The sequence below is a fragment of the Streptomyces harbinensis genome, from assembly GCF_900116145.1.
Classification (GTDB): Bacteria; Actinomycetota; Actinomycetes; order Streptomycetales; family Streptomycetaceae; genus Streptomyces; species Streptomyces carpaticus.
The window spans coordinates 1-15,192 of the sequence record NZ_FPAB01000015.1 but is presented as its reverse complement, the minus strand read 5'-3'; the positions used below and the strand labels follow the sequence as shown (position 1 = coordinate 15,192).

Genomic DNA, 15,192 nt, shown 5'->3' with positions numbered 1-15,192 from the left:
AGGGCGCGCGCGTCCCCAAGCCCACCGAGCGAACCGGGGTCCGCACCTCGATGTCCGTGCACAGCCAGCCGACGGCGCACCAGTCCGCCGCCACCCCAGCCTTTCCGCAGCATGTGGTCACCGCCGTGCTCGTCTCGCACGACGGCGAACGCTGGCTCCCGGACGTCCTCACCGGACTGCTGGGCCAGGACCGTCCCGTCCAGGACGTCATCGCCGCCGACACCGGCAGCGCCGACAACTCCGCCGCCCTCGTCACCGAAGCCTTCGGAGCCGACCGGGTGCTGCACCTCGCCCGCCGCACCGGCTTCGGCACCGCCGTCGCCGAGGCCGCCCGCAGCGCACCCGTGCTCACCCCCGACGACCTCCCGTACCTCAAACGCCCCGAAGCCTGGGACCCGGTCACCAGGACGTGGAACAACGACGTCTACGACCTGCCCGAATTCCCGCACGGCGAACCCGTCCACTGGCTCTGGCTGCTCCACGACGACTCCGCGCCCGAACCCGAAGCACTCGCCGAACTCCTGCGGCAGGCCGACGCCAGCCCCTCCGCCGCCGTCATCGGCGCCAAACTGCGCGGCTGGTACGACCGCCGCCAACTCCTCGAAGCCGGCGTCACCATCGCCAACAGCGGACGCCGCTGGACCGGCCTCGACCGCCGCGAACAGGACCAGGGCCAGCACGACCAGGTACGCGCCGTCCTGTCCGTCTCCACCGCCGGCATGCTCATCCGCCGCGACGTCTTCGAGGAACTCGGCGGCTTCGACCGCCGCCTGCCCCTCATGCGCGACGACATCGACCTGTGCTGGCGCGCCCACGCCGCCGGACACACCGTCCTCGTCGCCCCCGGCGCCGTCCTGCGGCACGCCGAGGCCGCCGCCCGCGAACGCCGCACCATCGACTGCGCCGGCCGCACCGCCGTGAACCCGCACCGTGTCGACAAGGCCGCCGCCACCTACGCCCTGCTCACCGGCGTCCGCGCCCGCGCCCTGCCCTGGGTGCTGCTGCGCATCGTCCTGGGCACCCTGCTGCGCGTTCTCGGCTACCTCGTCGGCAAACTCCCCGGCCGCGCCCTCGACGAGGCCGCCGGACTGCTCGCCACCCTGCTGCGCCCCGAACGCATCCTGGCCGCCCGCAAACGCCGGCCCAAAGCCGTCCCGGCGGCCGAACTGAGACCGCTGTTCCCGCCCGCGGGCGCCACCCTCCGGGTCACCGTCGAGCAGATCATCGGCTCGCTCTCCGCCCGCTCCGAATCCGCCGCCGCCACCGGCGGAGGCGGACGGCACGGCGGCGCCGTCGAATCCGGACCCACCGACGACGACGCCGAATCCCTCCAGGTCGAACAGTTCGCCCGGCTCAAGCGGCTCGCCCGCAAACCCGGCCTCGTCCTGTTCGCGGCCCTGCTCGTCATCGCCGCCATCGCCACCCGCGACCTCATCGGCGGCGGCGCCCTGGCCGGCGGCGCCCTGCTGCCCGCCCCCGCCGACGTCGCCACCTGGTGGGACCGCGTCTGGGACACCTGGCAGCCCGTCGGCACCGGCGGCAGCGAGAACGCGCCCCCCTACCTCGGCGCCCTCGCCCTGCTGGCCTCCGCCCTGCTCGGCAACCCCGGCGTCGCCATGACCGCCATCCTGGTCTGCTCCGTCCCGCTCGCCGGAGCCAGCGCCTACCTCACCTCCAAGCCGCTGGTCACCTCCCGGCTGCTGCGCGCCTGGGCCGCCATCGCCTACGCCTTCCTGCCCGCCGTCACCGGCGCGCTGGCCGCCGGACGCATCGGCACCGCCGTCCTCGCCGTCGCCCTGCCGCCGCTCGCCCGCTGCGCCGTCGCCGCCGCGGGACACACCCGCGAGGACGGCAAGGGACCCTGGCGCGCCGCCTGGGCCGCCGCGCTGCTGCTCACCGTCATCACCGCCTTCACCCCCGTGGTGTGGCCGCTGGCCGTCCTGCTCGCCGTGGTCTCGCTCGCCCTGCCGCTGCGCCTGGAGGGCGCGCTGCGCCTCGCCAAGGCCGCGCGCTTCGCCGCGATCGTCCTCACCCCGCTGCTGCTCCTCGCCCCCTGGTCCTTCTCGGTGCTGCTCAGCCCCGAGGAGTTCCGCCACGAGGCCGGGCTGCGCTTCGACACCGGCGCCGCCACCGCCACCCAGCTCCTCAACGCCAACCCCGGCGGCCCCGGCACCCCCGGCAGCTGGCTGCTCATCGGCGTGCTCCTCGCCGCCCTCGCCGCCCTGCTGCGCCAGGACCGGCGGCTGGCCATCGGCACCGCCTGGACGAGCGCGCTCATCGCGCTGCTCTACGCCGTCTGGGTCAACGACACGGCCTGGAGCGGCCCCGCCACCCTGCTGTACGGGCTCGCCCTGCTCTCCGCCGCCGTCCTCGGCGCCGACGGGGCGCGCGGCCGGGTCGCCGCCCAGAGCTTCGGCTGGCGGCAGCCGGTCGCCGTGGCGGTGGCCGCCGCTGCCGCCGCCGGGCCGCTGCTGGTGGCCGCCGGCTGGATGCTCAGCGGCGCCGACGGCCCGCTCCAGCGCCGCGACCCCGTCCAGGTGCCGGCCTTCGTCGCCGAGGAGTCCTCCTCCCGCGAGCAGGCCCGCACCCTGGTGCTGGCCGGCGAGAGCGACGCCGCCGACGGCCTGACCCAGCGCGTCACCTACACCCTGGTCCGCGGCTCCGGCGCCCGGCTCGGCGACGCCGACCTGGCCCGGCTGCTCGGCGAGGACACCGCGCTGACCCGCGCGGTCGGCGACCTGGTGGCCGGCTCGGGCGCCGACCAGACCGAGGCGCTCGCCGCGTACGCGGTGCGCTACGTGCTGGTGCAGGACGGCTCACCCGACGCCCTGCGCCGGGTCCTGGACACCACCCCCGGCCTCAAGCGGCTCAGCCAGGAGGACGGCGGCGCGCTGTGGCGGGTGGAGAGCCCGGTCGGCCGGGTCATGGTGCTGCCGGCCGAGGGGTCGGGCGAGGCACCGCAGGCGCTGCCCGCCGGGCCGGTCGAGGTGCACACCGACCTGCCGGAGGGCGAGGCCGGGCGCGTGCTGCGGCTGGCGGACACCGCCGACGAGGCGTGGACCGCCACCCTGGACGGCACCCCGCTCACCCCGGTGACCGTCGGCGGCTGGGCCCAGGGCTTCGAACTGCCCGAGGGCGGCGGCAAGCTGGCCATCACCTACGACACGCCCACCACCCACACCCTGTGGGTGTGGACGCAGGGCTTCCTGCTGCTGGTGGTCGCGGTGCTCGCGCTGCCCGGGCGGCGCCGCGAGCTGGACGACGACCTGCCGGAGGAGGGCGAGCCGGCCGCCGCCGTACCGTCCCAGGGCCGCGGCGCGCGCCGCCGGGCCGCGGCCGAGGCGGCGGAAGCCGCGGCGGCCGGGACGGACCGCGACGCTCCCGAGCCCCCGGCGGACCCCGACCCCGACCGCGACCAGGAGCCGGACCCGCAGGCGCAGCCGCAGCCGGCGGCGGACACCGGGCCGCAGCCCGGGCCCGCCTACATCCCGGGCCAGCAGGGCTACTACCCGGACCAGCAGCAGCAGCAACAGCAGCAGGACTGGTCCGGCTACTACGACCAGCAACAGCAACAGCAGTACGGCGGCTGGGACGGCACGTACCCCCAGCCGGACCAGCCGCCGCAGCACCCGCAGAACTACCAGGCGCCGTACGACTATCCGGCCGATTACGGCGACGGGAGCAGCCAGCGATGAACCGCACCACCATCTCCCTGCTGGCCACGGTGACCGCGCTCGTCGCGGTCACCGGCGTGGCCTCCCTCGGCTCCGGCGAGCAGAGCACCGCCCCCGCCGGCCAGGCCCGCGACATGCCGGTGGAACGCACCGCCCTCACCTGCCCCCGCCCCACCGGCGCCGAACTCGCCACCACCGAGTACACCGCCTACACCCCCGGCGGCGACGGGAACGGCGACGGCGCGGACGGCCAGGAGGAGGGGGAGGAGGGGCACGCCTACCTGTTGCCCGCCCCCGAGTACGTGGCCGGCTTCGGCACCGGCGACGAGGACGAGGACGGCGACGAGGACGCGGACCAGGACCCGGAGCCGCTGGTCGCCCTCCAGGAGCCGGGCGTCCCGGTCTCCGCGAGCGTCGACACCTACGGCGCCCCCGCCCTCACCGGCACCGCCGAGCAGCGGCTGGCCCCCGGCTGGACCGTGCAACAGACCACCTCGGTGCGCTCCGGCGCCGGGCAGGGCCTGCTGGGCACCTCCTGCCAGACGCCGGACAGCGAGTTCTGGTTCGCCGGCGCCAGCACCGCCGAGGCCCGCAACGACTACGTCCACCTCACCAACCCCGACGCGGGCCCCACCGTGGTCGACATCCAGCTGTACGGACCCGAGGGCCGGCTGGAGTCCGGACTCGGCGGCGAGGGCGTCACCGTCCCCGGCGGCACCTCCGTCGCGGTACGGCTGTCCACCCTCACCGACGAACCGCTGGCGGACCTCGCCGTCCAGGTCACCGCGCGCACCGGCCGGATCGGCGCCCAGATCGAGGCGTCCGACGCCCAGCTCGGCGTCGACTGGCTGACCCCGGTCTCCGCCACCACCGGCCCGCTGGTGCTCCCCGGCATCCCCGCCGACGCCCGTACCCTGCGGCTGGTCGCCTACGCGCCGGGCGACGAGGACGTGGCCCTGGACGTCAGCCTCTCCGGCCCCACCGGCTCCTTCACCCCGGCCGGCAACGAGTCGATCACCCTGCGCTCGCGCACCCTCACCGCCATCGACCTGGAGGACCTGACCCAGGGCGAGCCCGGCTCGCTGATCCTCACCCCCGCCACCGGCTCCGGGGCCGGCGCGGTGGTGGTCGGCCTGCGGGTGACCCAGGGCGAGGACGACGAGCGGGAGATGGCGTTCATCCCGGCCACCGCGCCCATAGAGCAGCGCGCCAGCGTCGCCGGCAACACCGCCAAGGGCACCACGCTCTCGCTGGTCGCGCCGGAGGAGGCCGTCGAGGTACGGGTCACGCTCTCCGGCGGCAGCAACGGCGGCGAGGCACCCGAGCCGGAGACGTACACGGTGGAGGCCAGGAGCACCCTGGCCATCGCGCCCGAACTGCCCGACGGCACCAAGGGCCGCTACGCCATCACCGTCGAACGCCTCGACGGCGGCACGCTGTACGCCTCGCGCACCCTGGTGAAGAAGGAGGACGACATGGTCACCTTCACCGTCCAGACCCTCCCCGACGACCGCTCCCGGGTGTCGGTGCCGCAGACCGGTGAGGACCTGTCCGTCCTCACCGACTGAGCCCGATCACCGGCCCGTTCACTCCTGGCCGTACCGCGGGTCCACCGACTCCGGGGCCAGGCCGAGGAGTTCGGCGGCCTGTTCCACGACGACCTCGTGGACCAGGTGCGCCCGCTCCTCGCGGTCCCGGCTGCGCAGTTCCACCGGACGGCGGTAGACGACGATGAGATCGCGGGCGGCCGGCGTCCTGGCCCGGATCACCCCGCCCAGCGGCACGGTGATGTCGTCGTCCCCGGGCGGCAGCGGGGGCACGTCCCGTACGCCGAAGTCCACCCCGTCCAGCTGCGGCAGCCGCCGCCGCAGCCGATCGGCCGATTCGTGCACCAGGGCGTCGAAGGTGTCGGAACGGGACAGGGCGAGCGGCACCTGCGGCGGCGCCACCGGGCCGCGCATGCCGCGGCCGTGCCGGTCCCTGCGCCGCGGACGGCGGCCGGCGGGACCTGGCGGACCTGGGGGGACGCTGCGATTGTCCATCGTCTCCGACCTTAGAGGACGATGGCAGGCTGTACCGGTTCGATACCGGTTCCTCCAGCGTTTCCGTCCGTCAGTGAGCACAAACCGTACGTCCTGGAACGAATCCGGTCGCAAATCGGCCATCGCCCGGCGACACGGGCGGGTGACGCCGGGGTGAGTCGTCGCGGCCCGCTCAGGAGTGCGGTACGGTCCAACATCGTGAGCCCCGTACGTCGCTGTTCGCGCACCGCGTGCGGCCGTCCCGCCGTGGCGACGCTGACGTATGTCTACGCGGACTCCACGGCCGTCCTCGGTCCCCTCGCCACCTATGCCGAGCCGCACTGCTACGACCTGTGCGCCGAGCATTCCGAGCGGCTGACCGCCCCCCGCGGCTGGGAGGTGGTCCGGCTCGCCATCGACACCTCCGCGTCGCGCCCCAGCGGCGACGACCTCGAAGCGCTCGCCGACGCCGTGCGCGAGGCCGCCCGCACCCCACCGCCGTCCGACGAACCCGTCGAACCGGCGGGCCGGCCGGTCCGGGACGCGACGAGCGCCATGGAAGTCGCCCGCCGCGGCCACCTGCGGATTCTCCGCTCGCCCGAACAGTAGGCCCGCACCAATCAACGACAAGGGGTGGACTGTGCCCGCACCGGACCTGTCACAGCTCGTCAAGGCTTACGACGTACGCGGAGTGGTCCCCGACCAGTGGGACGAACACCTCGCCGGCCTCTTCGGCGCCGCCTTCGTCGAGATCGCCCTCGGCGACAGCACCGGCATCGTCATCGGCCACGACATGCGGCCCTCCTCGCCCGGCCTCGCCCACGCCTTCGCGCGCGGCGCCGCCGACCGCGGCGCGGACGTCACCGAGATCGGGCTGTGCTCCACCGACCAGCTGTACTACGCCAGCGGCGCGCTCGACCTGCCCGGCGCCATGTTCACCGCCAGCCACAACCCCGCCCAGTACAACGGCATCAAGATGTGCCGCGCCGGCGCCAAGCCCGTCGGCCAGGACAGCGGGCTCGCCGACATCCGCGCCCTCGTCGAGCGGTGGATGACCGAAGGCGCCCCCGAGCCCGTCGCCACCCCCGGCACCATCTCCCGGCGCGACACCCTCGACGACTACGCCGGCCACCTGCGCGGCCTCGTCGACCTCACCGCCATCCGCCCGCTCAAGGTCGTCATCGACGCGGGCAACGGCATGGGCGGCCACACCGCCCCCACCGTCTTCGCCGGGCTGCCCATCGAGGTCGACCCGATGTACTTCGAACTCGACGGCACCTTCCCCCACCACGAGGCCAACCCGCTCGACCCGGCCAACATCGTGGACCTCCAGGCCCGCGTCCGCGCCACCGGCGCCGACGTCGGCCTCGCCTTCGACGGCGACGCCGACCGCTGCTTCGTCGTGGACGAGCGCGGCGAACCCGTCTCCCCGTCCGCCATCACCGCCCTGGTCGCCGCCCGCGAACTCGCCAAGGCCCCCGGCTCCGCCATCATCCACAACCTCATCACCTCCTGGTCGGTGGCCGAGGTCGTCGAGGAGAACGGCGGCACCCCCGTCCGCACCCGCGTCGGCCACTCCTTCATCAAGGGCGAAATGGCGAAAACCGGCGCCATCTTCGGCGGCGAGCACTCCGCGCACTACTACTTCCGCGACTTCTGGAACGCCGACACCGGCATGCTCGCCGCCCTGCACGTCCTCGCCGCCCTCGGCGGACAGGACGGGCCGCTCTCCCAGCTGGTCGCCGCCTACGACCGGTACCCCGCCTCCGGTGAGATCAACACCGAGGTCGCCGACCAGGCCGGCCGCACCGCCGCCGTCCGCGCCGCCTACGCCGACCGGCCCGGCACCGAACTCGACACCCTCGACGGCCTCACCGTCACCACCGCCGACTGGTGGTTCAACCTGCGCCCCTCCAACACCGAGCCGCTGCTGCGCCTCAACGTCGAGGCCAGGGACGCCGACACCGTCGCCCGCGTCCGCGACGAGGTGCTGGCCATCATCACCGCGTAGCGGGGGCCTGGGGGTACCCCCGGCCGGAGGCTGGGGGAGGGCGGACGGCGGTACGCTGAGAGGCCCGATCACCGTGATCACCGTCCGCCTCCCGAAGGGACGCCGCCCATGCCGCTCGTCGAAGCCGCGCTGCTGGACATCCTCGCCTGCCCGGCGTGCCACGCCCCGCTCCGGGAGGACGAGAGCGGCGGTGACGGCGGCGAACTCGTCTGCACCGACGAGGGCTGCGGCCTCGCCTACCCGGTCCGGGACGGCGTCCCCGTCCTGCTGGAGGACGAGGCGCGCAGGCCCTCCCGGTGATCGACGAGACCCTGCTGGAGGACCCCGCCCGGCTCGCCCGCGCCGACCCGCGCGGCCTGCTGCGCGGGGTCGCCGCCGCCGGGGCCCAGGTCCGCACCGCCGCCCGCGCCGCGACCGAGGCCGGCATCGACGACCTGCGCCCCGAGGGCCGCCCCGGCACCGTCCTGATCGCCGGCACCGGGCCCGAAGTCCCGCTCGCCGCCGACCTGCTGACCGCGCTCGCCGGGGGCACCGTCCCCGTCACCGTGCTGGAGGCCACCGGCCCGCTCGCCGCCCCCGGCGCGCTCCAGTGGCCGCTGCCCCGCTGGGCCGGCCCCATGGACCTGCTGCTCCTCACCTCCGCCGAGGGCAGCGAGGCCGGACTGAGCCTCCTGGTGGACGCCGCCTACCGGCGCGGCTGCTCCATCGTCTCCGTCAGCCCGGCCGGCAGCCCGCTCGCCGAGGCCACCGCGTACCGCCGCAACCTCGCCGTCGCGCTCACCCGCCCCGCCCACCTGGAGCCCGCCGGGCATCCTCCCCCAGCCTCCGGCCGGGGGTACCCCCAGGCCCCCGGTCCGTACTGGGCGCTGCTCACCCCGCTGCTGCTGCTCGGCGAACGGCTCGGCCTGTACGGGGACGGCGGCGCCGCCGCACAGCCCGCCGTGGCCGCCCTCGCCGACCGGCTCGACGCCCTCGCCGAACGCTGCGGCCCCGCCGCCGGCACCGGGGGCACCTCCGGGCCGGACGCCGGGGGCGGCAATCCCGCCAAGATCCTGGCCACCGACTGCGGCGCGGCCCTGCCGCTGCTGTGGAGCGAGGGCCCCCTCGCCGGCGCCGCCGCCCGGCACGCCGCCGCAACCCTCACCGCGCTCGCCGGCCTCCCCGCGCTGCCCGCCGCGCTCCCCGGCGCCCTCACCGCCCACGGGGCGCTGCTCGCCGGCGCCTCCCGCACCGCCGAGGACGACTTCTTCCGCGACCGCGTCGAGGAGCCCGAGGCGCCGCGCCCCCGCGTCCTGCTGCTGCGCGGCGCGACCGCCGCCGGTGCCGTCACCGCCGCCCGCGACCTCGCCCTGGAGCACAACGTCCCGCTCGCTGAACTCGCCCCGGCCGAGGACGCCGAAGGGCCGCTGGCCGCCCTCGCCGACCTGCTCGTTCCCCTCGATTTCGCCGCCGTTTACCTGGCGCTCGCCCAGGCCCCGGACTCCTGAGGTCCCATGGAGGTCCTATGGACAGCCTCGACAACACCGTCCGCCCCTACGCCTGGGGCTCGCACACCGCCATCCCCGCGCTGCTGGGCACCGCACCCACCGGCACCCCGCAGGCCGAACTCTGGATGGGCGCCCACCCCGGCGCCCCCTCCCGGCTGGACCGCGGCGCCGGGACGGTGACCCTCACCGAGATCATCCGCGCCGACCCGCAGGCCGAACTCGGCCCCGAGACGGTGGCCGCCTTCGGGCCCCGGCTGCCGTTCCTCCTCAAGCTGCTCGCCGCCGACGCGCCGCTCTCCCTCCAGGTCCACCCGTCCCGCTCCCAGGCGCAGACGGGCTTCGCGGACGAGGAACGGCGGGGCGTCCCGCTCGACGCCCCGCACCGCAACTACAAGGACGCCAACCACAAGCCCGAACTCCTGTGCGCCCTCACCCCGTTCGAGGGGCTGTGCGGCTTCCGCCCGGCCGCCGAGGCCGCCGCCCTCCTGGAGGGACTGGGCATCGACGACCTCAAGCCGTACGTCCTCGCCCTCCGCGACCGGCAGGCCGCCGACGCCTCCCCGAGCTCGTTGGGCAGGGGACACCCCATGCGCGAGGTCCTCACCGCCCTCCTCGGCGCCGACCGCGCCGCCCTCGCCCCCACCGTGGACCGCGCCGCAGAAGCCGCCGCCCGCCTCGGCGGCCCGTACGCCCCGTACGCCGGCATCGCGCGGCACCACCCCGGCGACCCCGGCGTCCTCGCCGCCCTGCTGCTCCACCACGTCAGCCTGCGGCCCGGCGAAGCGCTCTACCTCGGCGCCGGCGTCCCGCACGCCTACCTCAGCGGCCTGGGCGTGGAGATCATGGCCAACTCCGACAACGTGCTGCGCTGCGGGCTCACCCCCAAGCACGTGGACGTGCCCGAACTGCTGCGCGTGGTCCGCTTCGAGCCGACCGAGCCGGGCCTGCTGCGGCCCGAGCCACGGCCCGGCGGCGAGGAGGTGTACCCGGCCCCGATCGACGAGTTCCGGCTCTCCCGGTACGTGCTCGGCACCGGCGGCACGGGCGGCACCGGGTCCGAGGACGGCAGCACCGGACGGGCCGTCCTCCCGGCCGGCGGACCGCAGATCCTGCTGTGCACGGACGGCACCGTCACCCTGCGCACGCAGCACGCCGAACTCACCCTGGCCCGCGGCCGTTCCGCCTACGTCCCGGCGTCCGAAACCGTCACCGCCACCGGCCCCGGCACTCTCTTCCGTGCCACCGTGGCCCTGTGACCGCACGGCCCGGGCGTGTAGATTTGGGCGCGGAGTAGGAGTAGACGTCGCTGCTGATGGCAGTCGGGGGGCCGCGCGGCCCAGCCCGGCCGAGGGGTAAGAAGGCCCTCCGACGGATGCGAATCCCGGGCCGGCGCATGCCCGACGCCACGCGCGACGCGTGCGCAGCCGGTCCGGCAACAGCATTCTGTCCGTCAGCCAGCCCTCCCAGGAGGAACAGCAGTCATGTCCCAGGACTTCAAGGTCGCCGATCTCTCCCTCGCGGCGTTCGGCCGCAAGGAGATCACCCTCGCCGAGCACGAGATGCCCGGCCTGATGGCGATCCGCGAAGAGTACGCCGCCGCCCAGCCGCTGGCCGGCGCCCGCATCACCGGCTCCCTGCACATGACCGTGCAGACCGCCGTCCTCATCGAGACCCTGGTCGCGCTCGGCGCCCGCGTGCGCTGGGCGTCCTGCAACATCTTCTCCACCCAGGACCACGCCGCCGCGGCCATCGCCGAGGCCGGCATCCCCGTCTTCGCCTGGAAGGGCGAGACGCTCGAAGAGTACTGGTGGTGCACCGAGCAGGCGCTGACCTGGGCCGACTCCCCGACCGGCGGCCCCAACATGATCCTGGACGACGGCGGCGACGCCACCCTTCTCGTCCACAAGGGCGTCGAGTACGAGAAGGCCGGCGCCGTCCCCGACCCGGCCACCGCCGCCGAGAGCGACGAGCACCGCGTCATCCTCGAACTCCTCACCCGCACCCTCGGCGAGGACGGGCAGAAGTGGACCCGGGCCGCCGCCGAGATCCAGGGCGTCACCGAGGAGACCACCACCGGCGTCCACCGCCTGTACGAGATGTTCCGGGACGGCGACCTGCTCTTCCCGGCCATCAACGTCAACGACTCGGTCACCAAGTCCAAGTTCGACAACAAGTACGGCTGCCGCCACTCCCTCATCGACGGCATCAACCGCGCCACCGACGTCCTCATCGGCGGCAAGGTCGCCGTCGTCTGCGGTTACGGCGACGTCGGCAAGGGCTGCGCCGAGTCGCTGCGCGGCCAGGGCGCGCGCGTCATCATCACCGAGATCGACCCCATCTGCGCGCTCCAGGCCGCCATGGACGGCTACCAGGTCGCCCGCCTCGACGACGTCGTCGAAACCGCCGACATCTTCGTCACCGCCACCGGCAACCGCGACGTCATCATGGCCGACCAGATGGCGCGCATGAAGCACCAGGCGATCGTCGGCAACATCGGCCACTTCGACAACGAGATCGACATGGCCGGCCTCGCCGCCATCCCCGGCGTCGTGCGCGACGAGGTCAAGCCCCAGGTGCACACCTGGACCTTCGCCGACGGCCACACCATCATCGTGCTCTCCGAGGGCCGCCTGCTGAACCTGGGCAACGCCACCGGCCACCCCTCGTTCGTCATGTCCAACAGCTTCGCCAACCAGACGATCGCCCAGATCGAGCTGTTCACGAAGCCCGACGCGTACCCCGTGGGCGTCTACACCCTGCCCAAGCACCTCGACGAGAAGGTCGCCCGGCTCCACCTGGACGCCCTCGGCGCCCGGCTCACCGAGCTGACCAAGGACCAGGCCGACTACATCGGCGTCCCGGTCGAGGGCCCCTACAAGACGGACCACTACCGCTACTGAGCGGCCCGCCGGCCGCCGGCCCGGTACCTGACAGGCGCCGGGCCGGCACCGCGTGGCATGCGGGCGGCCCCGTACGCTGCCCCCATGCCACGCGGCCGGTACAGCCTCCACGACCCCTACGACGGAACGCCGCTGGGCGAGGAGCGCTTCCAGTGCGCGCCCGGCCCGCACGGCTGGCGCTACGTCTCCCGCACCACCGCCCCCGACGGCGCCGAGGCCGGCTCACTGGACCTCACCCTGGACGATCTCGGCCGCCCGCTGCGGCTGGAACTCCACGCCGGCGCCTGGCAGGTACGCGGCGCCGCGCTCTCCGGAGTCACCTGGGTCCGTACCGACCCCACCGGCGAACACGCCCAGGAGGGCAACGCCCCCGCCCACGCCTTCACCGGCCGCTCCCCGGCCCATCTGCTGGCCGTCGCCCAGCTGCTGCGCCCGGCGCCGGGGGCGGGCGGCGTCCGGGTGCGGCTGGTGGAGTTCACCGAGCCGCATCTGGCGCCGCGCACCCGTGACGAGGTGTGGACGCTGCTGCGCAGCGAGACGCACCCGGCGGACGGCGACGGGGGCGGGGTGCTGACGGTGCACGCCTATCGCGTGGACGATCAGGAGACCGGGCAGGCGCACACCGTCCACCTGGCGGGCGATGTGGTGCTGTCGGCGCCCGGCGTGGAGCTGGAGGAGCTGGATTCCCCGCCCTCCGCGATCACGACGGTGGGGTGAGACCCCCGGCGGTGCCGGACGGCGGGGCGGGAGCCGCCGGTACGTACGGGGCGCCGCCGGCCGGTGGCGTGCCGGGGGCGGCCGGGCGGCCGAAGACCCGCTCGCTGTCCCGGCGCCGCCGCTCGGCGGCCACGGCCGTCAGATAGCCGGCCGGGTGCAGTCCGGGCGGGATGGGGGCGCCGGTCCTGGCCGCCACGTCCCCGGCCAGCCGCTCGCCCAGCGACCAGGCGGCGTTCCGCTCCATCTTCGCCATCCGGGTCAGGTACTGGCGCACGGCCAGCCACAGCCCGTCCGGCACCTGGGAGAGGTCGAGCTGCGCGAACCGGCCGGCCAGCTCCGGCGGGGGCGGCGGGAGAGCCAGGGCACGGCGGCCGGGCAGCCGTTCGCGGACCACCAGGGTGCCGGCGAAGACGTCGCCGAGCCGCCGTCCCTGGGGCGAGACGAGCGAAGCGATGAGCGCGACGGTGCCGCCGGTCAGCAGGATCTCCACGAAGCCGATCACCCCGCGGACGAGCGCGTGCCGGAACCGCACCGGGCCGCCGTCCGTCCGCACGACGCGCAGGCCGAGCGCCAGCTTGCCGAGCGACCGGCCCTGGGTCAGGGTCTCCACGGCGATCGGCACCCCGACCAGGACGAGGATCAGCAGCGCCACCTGCACCGCCTGCGCGGTGGCGGCGCCCAGCGGGAGGACGGCGCTCAGGAGCACCATGCTGAGCAGCAGATAGCCGGTGAGGATGACGACGCCGTCGATGGCGATCGCCAGCGCCCGAGTCGGCACCCGCGCGGGCTGGAGCCCGAGTACTACCGCATCACCCGTGACGAGTTGACTCATCTGTCCAGTCTCCCATTGTCATCTGGGAAGCTTTCCGTATGGATCTCGATGTCTTCATGGCCGCGCACGGGGCGGAGTGGGACCGGCTGGACGAGCTGTTGCGGCGGCGCCGGCGGCTGAGCGGGGCGGAGACGGACGAGCTGGTGGTGCTGTACCAGCGGACGTCGACGCAGCTGTCGCAGATCCAGTCCTCCTCACCCGATCCGGTTCTGGTCAACCGGCTGACGACGCTGGTGGCGCGGGCACGGGCGACGGTGGTCGGGACGCGGAAGGCGACCTGGCGGGACGCGGCGCACTTCTTCACCGCCGGCTTCCCGGCGGCGCTGTACCGGACCCGTCGGTGGTGGGTGCCGGTGGCGGTGCTGTTCACGCTGGCGGTGGCGGGCATCGGCTGGTGGATCGCGGCCAACCCGGCGGTGCAGTCGTCGCTGGCGGCGCCGGAGGCGTTGCGGGAGATGACCCGGCCGGGCGGCCAGTACGAGACGTACTACTCCAGTAGTCCGGCGGCGGCGTTCTCGGCGCAGGTGTGGACGAACAACGCGCAGGTGGCGGGGATGTCGCTGGCGTTCGGGGCGCTGCTCGGTATTCCGGTGCTGTGGGTGCTGTTCCAGAACGCGCTGAACGTGGCGACCGGGGTCGGGCTGATGGCCTCGGTCGACCGGCTGGATGTGTTCCTCGGGCTGATCCTGCCGCACGGGCTGCTGGAGCTGACGGCGGTGTTCGTGGCGGCGGGGGTGGGCCTGCGGCTGGGCTGGACGGTGCTGGACCCGGGCCCGCGCCGCCGGCTGACGGCGCTGGCGGAGGAGGGGCGCGCGGCGATCGGGATGGCGCTGGGGCTGGCCGTGGTGCTGCTGATCTCCGGGCTGATCGAGGGCTTCGTGACCCCGTCCGGGCTGCCGACGTGGGCGCGGATCGCGATCGGGGTGGCGGCGGAGGCGGCGTTCCTGGCCTATGTGTTCGTGCTGGGCAAGCGCGCGGCGGAGGCCGGGGAGACGGGCGACATGGCGGAGGCGGACCGGCCGGCGGAGGTACCGGTGGCCGCGTGAGCGGGGCCGCCGTGCCTCCTGAGCAGCCCTGACCAGTTGATTTGACGCTGGGGAGGGCGATGCGTAATGTTCTCCGAGCTGTCCACCCCCGGGGGTTTCCACGGAGGCGGACCGTACGTCTCGCCGCCGATGATCAACTGATCGTCCGGACGGCACCCACTCGTAAGAGATCGAACCCGTGAGGGGCCTTATTCGGCATGTCCGAATTCGGTTCCGAACCCCGGATTTTGAATCCGGCGGGGGAATCCCCTAAAGTGGTGGACACGCCGGAGGGCGCAAAACTCAAAGGCTTAACTCCCCCCAGCGGGGGCCAAGTTCGAGAAATCGGATGTGGTAAGCTGGGAAACATGAAGGGAAAGCCCGGAGGGGCCCGAGAGGGAACCAAAGGAAGCATCCGTTCCTTGAGAACTCAACAGCGTGCCAAATAGTCAATGCCAGATTATTTACTGAGTCTGCATCTCGACCTCGTCTGAGGTGCAGCATTTAAGCGAGGATTTTCCTTGC

12 protein-coding genes are annotated in these 15,192 nt (G+C 74.2%); 10 read left to right on the top strand and 2 right to left on the bottom strand.

The window, feature by feature from the left end; translation table 11 throughout:
• Positions 1-50: 50 nt before the first annotated feature.
• Together BM385_RS25370 and BM385_RS25365 are read left to right on the top strand one after the other, a co-directional pair.
• The gene (locus BM385_RS25370) at positions 51-3,695 is read left to right on the top strand and encodes a glycosyltransferase family 2 protein (protein WP_093844473.1); all 3,645 of its coding nucleotides are present in this window, start codon (positions 51-53) and stop codon (positions 3,693-3,695) included.
• Positions 3,692-5,242: a DUF5719 family protein gene (locus BM385_RS25365; RefSeq protein ID WP_019435381.1), complete on the top strand. Its 1,551-nt coding sequence runs from the start codon at positions 3,692-3,694 to the stop codon at positions 5,240-5,242. The genes BM385_RS25370 and BM385_RS25365 overlap by 4 nt, the downstream gene beginning before the upstream one ends.
• Before the next feature lie 18 nt (positions 5,243-5,260).
• On the opposite strand, the gene BM385_RS25360 is transcribed toward BM385_RS25365, so the two are convergent.
• Positions 5,261-5,716 (bottom strand): metallopeptidase family protein, encoded by a 456-nt coding sequence (locus BM385_RS25360; protein ID WP_078576339.1) that lies wholly within the window; start codon positions 5,714-5,716, stop codon positions 5,261-5,263.
• A 153-nt stretch (positions 5,717-5,869) separates the two neighbouring features.
• Between BM385_RS25360 and BM385_RS25355 the strand changes: the two genes are divergently transcribed.
• The 7 genes from BM385_RS25355 (at position 5,870) to BM385_RS25325 (ending at position 12,810) form a co-directional block, all read left to right on the top strand.
• A complete protein-coding gene (locus BM385_RS25355) occupies positions 5,870-6,304 on the top strand; it encodes a DUF3499 domain-containing protein (RefSeq protein WP_093844472.1) in 435 nt (144 codons plus the stop codon).
• A gap of 31 nt (positions 6,305-6,335) precedes the next feature.
• Positions 6,336-7,706: a phosphomannomutase/phosphoglucomutase gene (locus BM385_RS25350; protein ID WP_037756425.1), complete on the top strand. Its 1,371-nt coding sequence runs from the start codon at positions 6,336-6,338 to the stop codon at positions 7,704-7,706.
• A gap of 108 nt (positions 7,707-7,814) precedes the next feature.
• Positions 7,815-8,006 (top strand): Trm112 family protein, encoded by a 192-nt coding sequence (locus BM385_RS25345; protein ID WP_093844471.1) that lies wholly within the window; start codon positions 7,815-7,817, stop codon positions 8,004-8,006.
• Entirely contained in the window at positions 8,003-9,193 is a 1,191-nt protein-coding gene (locus BM385_RS25340) for an SIS domain-containing protein (protein ID WP_093844470.1), read from the top strand. The genes BM385_RS25345 and BM385_RS25340 overlap by 4 nt, the downstream gene beginning before the upstream one ends.
• Before the next feature lie 17 nt (positions 9,194-9,210).
• Positions 9,211-10,449 (top strand): mannose-6-phosphate isomerase, class I, encoded by a 1,239-nt coding sequence (gene manA / locus BM385_RS25335; protein ID WP_019435387.1) that lies wholly within the window; start codon positions 9,211-9,213, stop codon positions 10,447-10,449.
• Positions 10,450-10,674: 225 nt separating this feature from the next.
• Complete coding sequence (gene ahcY / locus BM385_RS25330) at positions 10,675-12,093, top strand: adenosylhomocysteinase (protein WP_019435388.1); 1,419 nt, start codon at positions 10,675-10,677, stop codon at positions 12,091-12,093.
• 84 nt (positions 12,094-12,177) lie between these two features.
• Complete coding sequence (locus BM385_RS25325; RefSeq protein ID WP_093844485.1) at positions 12,178-12,810, top strand: hypothetical protein; 633 nt, start codon at positions 12,178-12,180, stop codon at positions 12,808-12,810.
• Here BM385_RS25325 and BM385_RS25320 read toward each other — a convergent pair.
• Positions 12,794-13,642 carry an RDD family protein gene (locus BM385_RS25320; RefSeq protein WP_078576342.1) on the bottom strand — a complete coding sequence of 283 codons (849 nt, stop codon included), beginning with the start codon at positions 13,640-13,642 and terminating at the stop codon, positions 12,794-12,796. The two genes, BM385_RS25325 and BM385_RS25320, sit on opposite strands and share 17 nt — an antisense overlap.
• Positions 13,643-13,680: 38 nt before the next feature.
• Here BM385_RS25320 and BM385_RS25315 point away from each other — a divergent pair, with 38 nt between their 5' ends.
• A complete protein-coding gene (locus BM385_RS25315) occupies positions 13,681-14,688 on the top strand; it encodes a stage II sporulation protein M (RefSeq protein ID WP_093844469.1) in 1,008 nt (335 codons plus the stop codon).
• Positions 14,689-15,192 lie beyond the last annotated feature (504 nt).